At 56.6% G+C, this 11,381-nt stretch carries 13 protein-coding genes and 1 pseudogene; 5 read left to right on the top strand and 9 right to left on the bottom strand.

The genetic code is table 11. The features are described from left to right. The first annotated feature begins 109 nt into the window (after nt 1–109). From KAQ61_RS08690 to KAQ61_RS08675, 4 genes are read left to right on the top strand one after another with little or no spacing between them, the layout of a single operon-like run. Nucleotides 110–421, top strand: a complete 312-nt coding sequence (locus tag KAQ61_RS08690) for a DNA-primase RepB domain-containing protein (RefSeq protein WP_210931440.1) — start codon at nt 110–112, stop codon at nt 419–421. Continuing rightward, nucleotides 418–720 (top strand): hypothetical protein, encoded by a 303-nt coding sequence (locus tag KAQ61_RS08685; RefSeq protein WP_210931439.1) that lies wholly within the window; start codon nt 418–420, stop codon nt 718–720. Before KAQ61_RS08690 ends, KAQ61_RS08685 begins: the two co-directional genes overlap by 4 nt. 5 nt (nt 721–725) lie before the next feature. Next, on the top strand, nt 726–1,952 hold the full coding sequence (locus tag KAQ61_RS08680) for an IS256 family transposase (protein WP_210929736.1): 1,227 nt from the start codon (nt 726–728) through the stop codon (nt 1,950–1,952). 58 nt (nt 1,953–2,010) lie between these two features. Next, on the top strand, nt 2,011–2,769 hold the full coding sequence (locus KAQ61_RS08675; RefSeq protein ID WP_210931437.1) for a hypothetical protein: 759 nt from the start codon (nt 2,011–2,013) through the stop codon (nt 2,767–2,769). A 205-nt stretch (nt 2,770–2,974) separates the two neighbouring features. Here the strand turns inward: KAQ61_RS08675 and KAQ61_RS08670 are convergent, their stop codons facing one another. The 3 genes from KAQ61_RS08670 to KAQ61_RS18790 are packed head-to-tail and all read right to left on the bottom strand — an operon-like array spanning nt 2,975 to nt 7,263. Then, nucleotides 2,975–4,666 carry an integrase family protein gene (locus KAQ61_RS08670; RefSeq protein ID WP_244983035.1) on the bottom strand — a complete coding sequence of 564 codons (1,692 nt, stop codon included), beginning with the start codon at nt 4,664–4,666 and terminating at the stop codon, nt 2,975–2,977. A 4-nt stretch (nt 4,667–4,670) separates the two neighbouring features. Then, nucleotides 4,671–6,122: a hypothetical protein gene (locus tag KAQ61_RS18795; RefSeq protein WP_244983034.1), complete on the bottom strand. Its 1,452-nt coding sequence runs from the start codon at nt 6,120–6,122 to the stop codon at nt 4,671–4,673. Between the two features lie 31 nt (nt 6,123–6,153). Then, nucleotides 6,154–7,263 (bottom strand): DEAD/DEAH box helicase, encoded by a 1,110-nt coding sequence (locus KAQ61_RS18790; protein WP_338026779.1) that lies wholly within the window; start codon nt 7,261–7,263, stop codon nt 6,154–6,156. Nucleotides 7,264–7,305: 42 nt separating this feature from the next. Between KAQ61_RS18790 and KAQ61_RS18785 the strand changes: the two genes are divergently transcribed. Further along, nucleotides 7,306–7,524 carry a hypothetical protein gene (locus tag KAQ61_RS18785; protein ID WP_244983033.1) on the top strand — a complete coding sequence of 73 codons (219 nt, stop codon included), beginning with the start codon at nt 7,306–7,308 and terminating at the stop codon, nt 7,522–7,524. Between the two features lie 26 nt (nt 7,525–7,550). Here the strand turns inward: KAQ61_RS18785 and KAQ61_RS08660 are convergent, their stop codons facing one another. The 6 genes and pseudogenes from KAQ61_RS08660 to KAQ61_RS08635 form a co-directional block, all read right to left on the bottom strand. Next, nucleotides 7,551–8,264: a PIN domain-containing protein gene (locus KAQ61_RS08660; protein WP_210931435.1), complete on the bottom strand. Its 714-nt coding sequence runs from the start codon at nt 8,262–8,264 to the stop codon at nt 7,551–7,553. Beyond that, the gene (locus KAQ61_RS08655) at nt 8,264–8,845 is read right to left on the bottom strand and encodes a hypothetical protein (RefSeq protein WP_210931433.1); all 582 of its coding nucleotides are present in this window, start codon (nt 8,843–8,845) and stop codon (nt 8,264–8,266) included. The genes KAQ61_RS08660 and KAQ61_RS08655 overlap by 1 nt, the downstream gene beginning before the upstream one ends. A gap of 261 nt (nt 8,846–9,106) precedes the next feature. Then, nucleotides 9,107–9,898, bottom strand: coding sequence for a hypothetical protein (locus KAQ61_RS08650; protein ID WP_210931431.1), 792 nt, complete (start codon nt 9,896–9,898; stop codon nt 9,107–9,109). Then, the gene (locus tag KAQ61_RS08645) at nt 9,891–10,382 is read right to left on the bottom strand and encodes a hypothetical protein (protein ID WP_210931429.1); all 492 of its coding nucleotides are present in this window, start codon (nt 10,380–10,382) and stop codon (nt 9,891–9,893) included. Before KAQ61_RS08645 ends, KAQ61_RS08650 begins: the two co-directional genes overlap by 8 nt. Continuing rightward, entirely contained in the window at nt 10,366–10,824 is a 459-nt protein-coding gene (locus KAQ61_RS08640) for a hypothetical protein (protein WP_210931427.1), read from the bottom strand. The genes KAQ61_RS08645 and KAQ61_RS08640 overlap by 17 nt, the downstream gene beginning before the upstream one ends. A gap of 127 nt (nt 10,825–10,951) precedes the next feature. Beyond that, nucleotides 10,952–11,347, bottom strand: a pseudogene (locus tag KAQ61_RS08635) (type I restriction endonuclease); the annotation flags it as partial. Nucleotides 11,348–11,381 lie beyond the last annotated feature (34 nt).

Raw genomic sequence — 11,381 nt, 5'->3', positions numbered from 1 at the left:
CCGCCGTGTGCTGATTGATGAAGACGCCTTTTTTGCCTGGGTTGAAAGCAACGGAGGTCGTGATGTATCTGCTTGATTTCTTGATGGTATCCGGCGACGCAATGAAAGCGTGGTTGCGATCCGTAGCTATTTCGTGGATCTGGACGGTGCGCCTATCGATCCCGTGTTGGGCGCTGAAGCACCACCTCACATCGTTGTGGAATCCAGTCCAGGGAAATGGCATGCCTACTGGACCGTGCAAGAAGGCGAGAGCCTAGCCGACTTCAAATCTTGTCAAAAGGCATTGGCGGCGAAGTTCAATGGCGATTCTGCTGTTTGTGATCTGGCTCGGGTCATGCGTGTACCAGGTTTTTGGCACCTCAAAGCAGACCCCTTTCAAACGCGTCTTGTCATTCCTAACGTAGAGGTCACCATCCCATGAATTGCACCACCACTTCAGCTGCCTATACATGGGCCGAATTGGCCCGAAAATTAGGCATATCTACAGATCAAGCCAATTCCCAGCTTTCAGCGCAGCCCCGTTCTAAAGGAACGTCACAAGGCGATGCTATGCAACTCGAAGATCTCATGCTGCGCCGCTGTAAGGACGGCGAGCGGACGGAGCACCTGACCAAGTTGGTTGGCAAACTGCTGGCTGCAGGTGTTCCTGCAGAACCGAGGGTGTGCAGAATTTTGTGTAAACGGACAATCCACCGCCGGCGCAAGCCGGGCTGTCCGTAAACACAATGAACACCAAGAAACACGACGTACCCGAAGAACTGCTGTCTGGCCTGCTGGCCAACTACAAGAAGCCTGAAGACCTCATCGGCGAGAACGGCCTGCTCAAGCAACTGACCAAGCTGCTGGTCGAGCGAGCTTTGGACGCTGAGCTGACTGAGCACCTGGGCCATGAACGCAACGAGGCGGTGGCCAACCCCGCTGGCAACACCCGCAACGGCAAGAGCAAGAAGACCCTCAAGGGCGAGTTCGGCGAATTGCCCATCGAAGTGCCACGCGACCGCCATGGCAGCTTCGAGCCTCAGCTCATCCCCAAGCACCAGACCCGCTGGGCCGGCTTCGACGACAAAATCATCTCGCTGTACGCCCGTGGCATGACGGTGCGCGAGATACAGGCCCACCTCGAAGAGATGTACGGCACCGAGGTCTCACCCAGCCTGATTTCCTCGGTGACAGATGCCGTGGCCGACGAGGTCAAGGCCTGGCAGGCCCGGCCGCTGGAGCCGATTTACCCCATCGTCTATCTGGACTGCATCCACGTGAAGGTGCGCGAGGGCGCGGTGCGGGTCAAGGCGGTGTACCTGGCCATCGGCATCACCATGACGGGCGAGAAGGAGGTGCTGGGTCTGTGGCTGGCGCAAACCGAGGGAGCCAAGTTCTGGCTGCAGGTCGTGACCGAACTGCGCAACCGGGGCGTGCAGGACATCTTCATTGCCTGTGTCGATGGGCTCAAGGGTTTCCCTGACGCCATCGAGGCGGTGTTCCCCAAGGCGGTGGTGCAACTGTGCATCGTTCACATGGTGCGCCACAGCCTGAACTACGTCTCATGGAAGCGCCGCAAGGAAGTGGCGGCCGACCTGCGCCGCATCTACACGGCCGCCACCGCCGAGGAGGCCGAACTGATGCTCGCAGAGTTCGAGGCCCGATGGGATGCCGAGTACCTGCCCATCGGCCAGTCCTGGCGCAGGAACTGGAGCCGCTTGACCCCGTTCTTTGACTACCCGCCGGAAATCCGCAAGGTCATCTACACCACCAATGCCATCGAGTCGGTGAACATGAGCCTGAGGAAGCTGAGCAAGAACCGGGGCTCGTTCCCCAGTGACGAGGCGCTGACCAAGCTGTTCTACCTGGCGCTGCGCAACATCAGCCAGAAGTGGACCATGCCCATCCGGGATTGGAAGGCCGCACTGACCCGCTTTACCATTCAGTTCGGAGACCGCATCTCCGTCAATTGAAGTCCGACCCGTTTACACAAAAATTCGGACACCCCCCATTCTTCCGGACTTCGAATACATGACTGACACACAAAATTTACTATTATCGGCAGCGAATGACGTCGCCAAGGCCCACGTGGAGACTATTAAGCAAGCTGTGATAGCGGCCATGTCGCAGTCAGATGCAACGGGAATGATGGGCGACTTTGCCTCGCGCCATCTCTGGGATGACTATTGCTGGCACATTCAAGAAGGGCCTTTCGACAATGACGATATTGGGTTTGGCTCAACCGATTCAAACTTTCAAATCACAACAGAGACTTTTATTGAAGCCGAACTTGAAAAACTCGCCCCGTCGATTCTTCATCTCTTGGGCGTTTACATCTGTGATGCGGAGGGTATGTGTGAAGGCTGCGTAGCTGGAGGTTACTCCTTGGAAGAGCTGACAGCCTTCATCTTGCAACGCCTCGATGAAACTGCTTCCCGCCGCAACTTAGGTTTGATTGGACCGGACCGTGCCGATGTCATTTGCTATGACCACACACTGAATGGCTTGGTTGGCGAAGCACTTAATGAAGCCGAGGAGCGCTCGGATTTGCTCAGCCAACATGCTGATGCCCTTCTCTCAGATGACCCAGCAATCCATAAGCAAGTGTCGCACGAACTTTTGGAGCGTTACATGCAATTGCTCCACGAAGCGGCTGAAGATAGCTTCGCACTAACTGACTTGCTATCAAAATTCAACGCTGAAATCCGTCAGCTAGTCTTAGAACGTGACTTGGTTCCTCACCTAGAGGATTTGATTGGCCAACTCCAAGAGTCCTTGGATGACTACTAACATCTGTCCCTCTTGAGTAAAGCTGTAACGGCTTTCTTAGCTCTGTTTTATTGGGCGCAACAAAAAATAGCGCTTGAAATCAATGCTGTAACGCCTTTAACGCCAGTAACGCCACCTTCCAAGAATCAGTACTTTGATAGCTGCCGCAAAAGAAGCAACCATTGACCAGGTCATTCTCCTTGGATATGTGGCTGGTGTGAGGTTGTCAGCTCGCAATGCGCAATTTTCCAGGCTGCGCAGTTGAATCAAACTGTACCTGTGCCAAATCCAGAATATACGCTTCTATGCGCTCCAGGAATGGGCGCAATGCATCCACACTTCGCGGCCTATAGCCTTCAGCGGTGGCGCTGGGTTTATGCCCCATAACCTGGGCAATTGCTCCCGCTGGCGCACCAGCCGCCTCCCCTAGCAGTGAGAAGCTGCGGCGCAAGCCGTGGAAAGTCAGGTGTTCAATAGCGGCAGCTTTCAAAGCCTTTTCATGGCAAGAGCGCACGTCCACAATACGCCCAGTCTTCCCGGTGCTCGCGAAAACATATTCGCCATACCTTGGCAGGCTGGCAATCAAGTGGTGCAGGTAAGGCGTGAGCGGAATAGTTCGACTTTTTTCCACCTTGTCTGCCAGGGTCAGCTTACGCCAGCGAAAGTCCACATCGGCCCAGCGCAGCGCAGCCATTTCCTCACGACGGGCACCAGTCAGCAGAAGCGCACGCAAATAAGCACTGGCGGTCTGATTACTCAGTTGCTCCACTCCAGACCACCAGCCAGCGACCTGAGCAGCCTCCAAGGCATCAGTCCTGCGAGTGGTTGCTGGTAAGTTTTGTACGATTGCCGGTGCCTGCCCTGCCTCCCTATCTACCAGAGTGCGGTATTCAGGCTGACTCGCACACCAGCGTAGAAAGCCCCGAAACATCATTAGTGCACGAGCTGCTTGATGCTTGCCTGCCTTGGCTTCACGGTCAAACCACACCTTGAGCGTATCTTCGGTCACTCCTGACAACGGCAGAGCTAACAAGGGGTATAGAGGACCAGGGCGCGTCACCCCTGCTCCCCTCTTTTTTGGCACTCCTCCTGGTGAAACCATTACATGCAGGTCTGCTAAGTAACGCGGCTTCCAAGCATCACGACGCTTGGGCCTGCCGTTCTCCAAGTACAGTGGCCACACCTCACCTACAGTTAGTGCTTGAGCTTTTGCCTGTTGACGCAGAGCCTCTTGCTCCGCTTGTTGCAGACGTGCCACCTCACGTGGATCTTGCCCACTATCAAGCATCACAGCTAGGCGACGGGCCTCCACTCGTGCCTGCTCGATAGTCCATGCTTTGACATCGCCAATAGTGCGGCGAATGGTCTGCCTGTTTAGTTTTGCCTCGAAGACAAATGATTTGGCTCCCCGAACGAAACCGAGCAACTCTTGCGGCACACCGAGGCTCATCAGTTCCCGGTCTTCAAGGCCTGCAAAGAGCGCTGGTGCCGCCTCGGCAGCGGACGCGTCCACGGTACCTTCGGCTGACCCAACATTGGCGCTGTGTGCTTCCTCCGGAGCCTGCTCAGTGATGCTCTCGAATGTCAGCATCTGCATCGCCCCGGTGACCGGGTTGATGGTCAGCTTGCGGTTTTCGGCCCAGCGGTAGGCGTCGTCGTGGTGGTCCACATACAGCAGCACATACACGTCACCGGCGGAAGGCTTGAAAACGATACCGCGCCAGTCGCCGTCAATCCGAACCGACTTGAGATTCGGGTCGCGTGCGCCATTGATGTTCTCGTAATTGATGCCAGGGCTCTTAGGGTCGGCCTGAAACTGGATGGCCCACTTCATCACCTTGGTGTGAACCTTGGCGGACAACTTGGCCAGCTGAAGCAGAAAGTCGTTGCTTAACGCAACCTTGGGTTTGAAGCTCACAGTTCTACTCCTGGTTTTCTATGGTCAGACCCAAGGCCGTCGCAGCAGCATTCTCCCAAGGCTGCGCCGTGCACTGTGTCAGGTCCTCATCCAGACACAACACCGTCCACCCCTGTGCGGTCCACTCCTGCACCATATCTGCCTGGTCCGGCCGAAGAACCGCTAGGTGGGCAGGTGCCCAAATCATCTCGGCGTCGGCCACAACGCGGCCTTTGTCGTCCGCCAGTTCGGGGCCGATTTCGGGCACAGCCGCGCCGGCATGCGCCAACCGAACCATACCTGGCTTGAGAGGGTCCAATAGCTGTTCAAGGACCTCCAACCACGCGCCGTTCAAAGACGTTTGCTCAGACGGCTGCGCGGCCGCAGGTGCGGGCAAGGGGGTCAGGCCGTCGTAATCGTGCTGGTCCAGTCCGCTGGCGGTGACAAGCCACATTCCTGGCAGCGACTGCGCCGTGTTGAACAGTTGCAGCCACTGGCGCCAAGCTAGGTGAAGGGCCGTGTCATCTTCTGCCTTTGCCTCGTCCAGCACCAGAACGCCAGGCGCCATCCAGTTCGCATCCTGTGGAAGACCCTTGGCGGCAACCAACGGCCACCAGCCAACCTGCTGACAAACTCCCGACACCTTGGAGAGGCTGTGCGCAAAACCTTTGCCCGGTTCCTTGACGTGCGCAGGCAGCCGGTGAATCCATTGCCCGAGCTGATGCTCACATGTGGATTTCTCCTGTTCGTTGTGCGGCACCATCAAAAAACCCAGCCACAGGGCGTTGCGTTGCAACTGCTCGATTGCAGGGTCGCCAGCGGGTCCATCCGCCGGGGTGGCAAGCCAATGCAACAAGCTGGCGACCGCATGCTGCATGAAGGCTTTCTCCTGCGCGCGTGGAACCGTTGCCGGAGCCTTGGCACCGTTATGTCGGGACAGGCTCATCAGCGGCGACTCTAGGTCGGTGTCCACTTTCCCTGCAAGCGCATCCATCACATCGTTGTGCGTCACAGACCAACACCAGAACCGGCCACTGGCCACCAGTGCGCTGCGCTTTAATGCATCGTCGTTGCAAGAGCAACTGGTGACCGCCTGCAGCGCCATCTTGAGCACATCAGACAAGGTGTCTGCCTCTACCGTCAAGTTTTGCATGTGATGGCAGGACGGGCAGAAACGCCAGTCTTCCGTCTTGGCCAAATTCATGTTGATTTGGTCCACCTCCACGCGCCGCTGGTTGGCATAGAAGCGGTTCTCGGGCGCAAACTCCGAGAGGGCAGATTGCGCCGGGCGTTCGTACTTCTGCGTGGTCAGCGTGACATAGGCGCCTTGGCCTGGCTCGTCCGAGGCCCGCTTGCGCCACAAAACAGACTTGAGCTCCACGCCGGCCTCTGGGAAGGCGTAGTTGGGAATCAGCCCCGCATCGGTCAGCGTGTTCAGCAAGTCACGCGTGTTGATTTCTTTAATCAGCTCCAGCAACTTGTCCCGCTCACGCAGCAGGTTGTCGATTTCAGCGCGCGTCGCATCGTCCTGAGGCTTTTGCTGTGCCCACCATGCGACGCAGCTCGCGCACCCACAGCTGAAGCCGCAAGGTGACCAAGGGCTGTTTACCATCGCGCAGCGCCCAGGCCACCAACACCAACAGCGCATCCAGCACTTGAGTGACCTGCGCCGGACCGGCGGCGGGCATATTGCGCGCAAAGGCTTCTGTCAGCTCGGAGTAGCTCACCACTCCACCCTTGGCCAGCTTGAGCAGGTTCACGAAAAGCTGGTGGCGCTTGAGCAACTGGCCCAGCCCGCGGCGCCACGCCAGCGCATTCACATCGTCTGGAACAGGCTCGTCCGGGAAGAACAGGGCAAACCACGCTTGCACCGCAGCCTGTGGCGTGGGGTACTGCGATGGCTCCAGCAGCGGCGCCTGCTCTGCCCGGAATAAGAACATGTAGTCCACCGTGGCGTCTTCCAGAAACCGCCCCACCGATTGGCGGCTCTCGGTCACCACAGCCTCTTCGCCAAACGGCACACCAAAAATCTGCCGCGCATATTCGCGCAAAGGCGCCGTGTCTGCGGCGTTGCCCAAGGTGGCCGATGTGCCAGCACAAATGAGGTGCCCGGTGGGAGTTTTGAGTCGTGCGCGCAAACGGCGCAGCAGCAAGGCCAGGTCAGTGCCCTGGGCGCCATCAAAAGTGTGAAGCTCGTCCACCACCACATAGCGCAGCGTGGTGGGTAGGTTGGCGGCCCATAACTGGCGGTCCTTGGGCCGCAGCATCAGGTAGTCGAGCATCTTGTAGTTGGTCAGCAAGATGTCGGGCGGGTGCTTGCGCAGGGTGTCGCGGTCAGTGATGACGGCGCCCTGCGTCATTACCATGCCTTCGCCCGGTGCCCCGGCGTTGCCACCCACATACAGCCCCACGCGCAACCCTGCAAACGCAGCAGTAGAGGCCACCAGCTCGGCAATGCGACGCGCTTGGTCGGTGGCCAAGGCATTCATGGGGTAAATGACCAGGGCCTTCACACCGGCCTCGCCCGCCGCGCGGGCGCGAGCGCAGTGGTCCAGCACCGGGTACAAAAAACACTCTGTCTTACCGCTACCCGTACCGGTGGCCACCAAAGTGCTCACGCCTTGGCGGTGACTAGACAGCCGCTCCCAGGCGTGTTCCTGATGGCTGAAACCAGGGTACGCGGTCTCGAACGTGTCAAAAAACGTCTTTCCACTTTTGCCCGCCACAAACGGCAGGCCCACCTGCACAAACGGGCCTTTAAGCCACGCCGCCTCGTCATCGACAAAGCGGCTCATCAAACCGTGGTTGAACGCGTCGGCGGGCTCGAAGGCAGAAACCAGAAACTGCTTCAGAGCCGTTTGTATGTCGTTGGCGAGTAGTGACGGGAGCATGTATTTCTTACTTCTCAGCGCGAGCGCTGCTTGGTCCGGGCCTTGGTAGTGCCTTGCGCCGCCCCAGGCACTGCAAGCTCCCAGCGCACAGCCAGCTCGGCTGCCAGCTCTTGGTTGTCAAACTGCTGTGGGCTTTTGATGGACGCAAGCATGTCCAACAGCGAGAAAGCGGGGTTCTTGAAATCCGCAGCCGTCTTTTGCAAGCTGCTGGCGGTCCCTTCAGGGTCCATCTGATACACCAGCTGCAAGACGTCGCCGGGGTGCAAAGGGACCACGCCAAACGGCGCCAGTACCTTGGCCGGCAAGTCTTTCAGGTTGTCTGTGGCCAGCACTACGTCGCGCCCAGTGGCCTGCGCCCAATCTGCCGCAGCCAAAGCCACATGCACATCGTCAGGGTCCGGCAATCGCAAAAGGGGCGCCAATGCCTTGTTGCTGCGCAACAGCTCCAGCCGGTCGCCATCATCGTCCCAGCCCGGCAACTGGAAACCGGGCACCAGGTGCTTTTTGATGGTTGCCAAGCGCTTTTGAGCCCAAACCAGGTCGTCCGCTGTGCTCTCGCGCTGATTGGCCCCGGCTCGAAGTCGCGCCCGGTGCTTTGCGTACTCCACCTCAATCTGCGGGGTCCAACGCAGGTCGATAGCCCCGGCCCTGGCAAGGTCGAGGAATGCGAATGACACCACGTCCTTGACCAGAACATTGGCGTCCGCAAGGACGATAAGCGGCGGCATCAGGTGGTGATGCCCAGCTTTTTGGCCAATGCCTGCGCCCGGGCGCGTGACCTCTTGCGCTCTGTCAGGGGCACCGCCTGAGCGTTGTCCTGCTGCGGCTTCAAATCAACCGCTTTGCGTGCTTGGGCCAAAGTCTTGGGGGCTTCCGCAGAAGCCTTGGCCATCAGCGCTTCAAACTCACCGGCCAACACCTTGCGGTGTCCGCCTGCAGTGCGGTTCACTCGGCCCTTGTACGCTCCCGAATCGAGCAGGGCGGCCACAAAGGGCCGCGAAAAACCGCTGCGATTGGCGGCCTCCTGGGTGGTAATCCACTCCTCCTGGGCCAATGCCTGCGCCTTGCGCGGCTTCGAAACAGGCGATGTATCCACCAGCTTCGCTATCTGGCGTGCCAATGCATCGGCCATTGCATCAATTTCTGCCATCGGCAGGTCAGCGCCATGTGCTTTCAACTCAACGGGCAATGCATTGCGCAAGACCGACGAATACTGCTGCAGCACTGACGCACGCGCACTCTGGGCCTGGCGAGCGCTGGGCTGCTTGGCGGGTTGGCCCAGTTTGGATGGATAGGTGGCGATGCCCATGGTCATGACTCCTTGGTCTTGGATGGCGCTTCAGAGAGTGTAAAAATCGAAAAAATCGAAGTAATTATGCGACAATCTCGCCACAGGCGCAAATACCGCGGCCTGAGGCTGGCTTCAGAGGCTGCGAGGAGTCACTTCACAGGTACGGCCTTTTTCAATTTCTCCAGAAGTGGCTGAGACATCGCCTTCACACGGTCGTGGCAGTCGCTCTCTTCTTTCGGTAATCGCAGCAGTACACACTCAGCTTGCGCGCGAGCACCGTCAAAACTCGACAGTCACCGAGAGCTTGAGGGCACTGCTTCCCTTCTCTAACGCTTTTTTTACCGAATCAATTTCAATGCGTCCCGAGTAAAGTTCGCTCATTACCTTGACTTTCGCTTTCAAAGAAGCATTCATCACCTTCTTGATATCTGAGGTCAAGTCGAGAGAAAACTCTTGCTTGGTAAGTCGATTCGATGAAACGCTGCGCATGTCGAAAATACTTCGAAACATGTTGTCCCCCTGAAGGCCATGTCTTTTAAGAATACGCTCTGCTTCCACCAGGTTCGGCTCGCTCCCCTCTGCAACAGCATTGAGTCGCATGATTGACTGGCGTGCCTGCCTGTGCTGTTCTGAATCAGTTTTCTTGAATCCAGCCTCGCCTTCAATCAAAGGGGCCTTACCAGAGATGCTTGCGGACAATTCAGACTTCGCATCCGACTCAATCGTAATTTCTTCAATATTTGTAATGCTTACCGATTTTGCACCCAGTGCGAGGCAAAGCTGAACCCAAAGTCGATATTTTTCAACTGCGCAATCTTCGGTAAAGGCATCCAAAGGAATGAATTGGTCAATATATGGAGCCCTCACCATTACCTCGCCTGCCCTGATGTCCGAGGAAGACATGCAAGAAACCAACTCGGAAATTTCCGAAGAGTTTGCCGGCAAGGTTATGATTTTTGTATCCAGGTCAGGGGCTTCAAATTGCTGATATCCAGAAATCGACCGATGTCTTAAATCCTCAAGAAAAGAATCGTCAACAAATATTATCTTTCTGATATAAGGCTCAATCATTTTTCAAACTCCGGCTGAATATTAGTATGTTTAAAAAAATCAACCACTGAGGCCATCTCAGCATCCGGGCTAAATGAGTCACGGCACTTTTATCTTCTTGCGCTAGCTCACGGCGCAAATAGGTTTTAATGCTTTCCCAAGCCAGTAAAATTTGATTTTCCTGCGTCGAAAATACGTTGCAGATTAAAAGCACAGGTGATATGCGACCGTCCGCGTCGCGGGTCGTCGGGCGGAAATTAATGACACAATCCCCTGACCAAGACACCCGGCAAGTTATGCCGCCACCAAATATGGGCCAGTTGCGGCCTGTAGCCTGCAGTTTGTCAATTGAATCTTGAATGGCGCGTCTGCGCACATCTTCAGGCTCCAGAAGCCGCAACCCAGCGGCTCGGTCTGAAATATGCCAACATTCTGATTTACCAGAGTTGTCCAGTGCTTGGGCATACAAAAATGCATCGCCTGAAAAATCAAGCTTGGCAGTCATCGACAATACTCTGAAGTAACTGCATGAAGCTAGATTCTCCCATCAGATTGGCTGTGTAGATGTAGCCAGATACCTCCTCAGTCTCCATGGATTCGTATACTTGGCGAATAAAATTATCGTCCTGAATTATATTGCCCACATCTGCGGGGTCGCGAGTGCTCCATTTAGATTTATCCAAATGGGAAAAAATCAAATGAATGCGCTTATCTTTCTTATCGGACTCCTTCAGCGCATTGATAGTGACTTTGACATCCGAACGCACAGCCGCTTCGTAATCACGTTCTGATGCACGCTCCAAGTTGACGATGTAAAAGACATGGTCTTTGGTTTGAACAAGGCGAATCCAGTCTTGCCTTCGGTCATCTGTGCCCGGCATGTCAATGATTTCATCAACGATGAACGGACCACCGCGCAAATCAGCTAACTGAATATTTGAGTACACCTTCTTCGAAGTGGTTGCTTCTTTTTCACTTGACGCTGGTGGAGCACCTCGTAGGCGGTTAAGACCTCGGTGCCGTACATCTCTTCGAGGTGGGCCTGTATCTCGCGCACCGTCATGCCACGGGCTGGCCCTTCACGCTGAACTGGTTCACCGCCCAAAACTGGTTGTTGGCTGAATGGTTCCAGTCCACCAGCTTGGCAAAGTCGCCGCGGGTTTCGCCGTCGACCTGATAGCTCACCGGCACGCCATTGACTAGCAGCTTGTGAAACGCCCGGTTCGATGCCAACAGTGCAGGCACACCCAAGTCCAACACCTGCGCCAGTGCATCCTCACGCGCAGCTTGGGGGATGCCGGGGTTCAGCCGTTGCAGGGCCTCACGCAGATTGTCTTGCAGCGCCACTTGCTGATAGTTGCTGCGCAGCGGGGTGTCGCCATCGGGCGCGATGTCCAGACCATAACGAACGGTGTAGCCCACCTCCGCCAGCCATTGCAAGGTTTCTTGCTCGAGTTGGTCTTCGGTCATTGCACGCTCCCTCGTGTCCTGTGTTGTATCTCTG

Origin of the sequence: Comamonas aquatica, assembly GCF_018064205.1 — a bacterium.
Taxonomy (GTDB): Bacteria; Pseudomonadota; Gammaproteobacteria; order Burkholderiales; family Burkholderiaceae_C; genus Comamonas; species Comamonas aquatica.
This window is presented reverse-complemented; position numbering and strand designations above follow the sequence as displayed.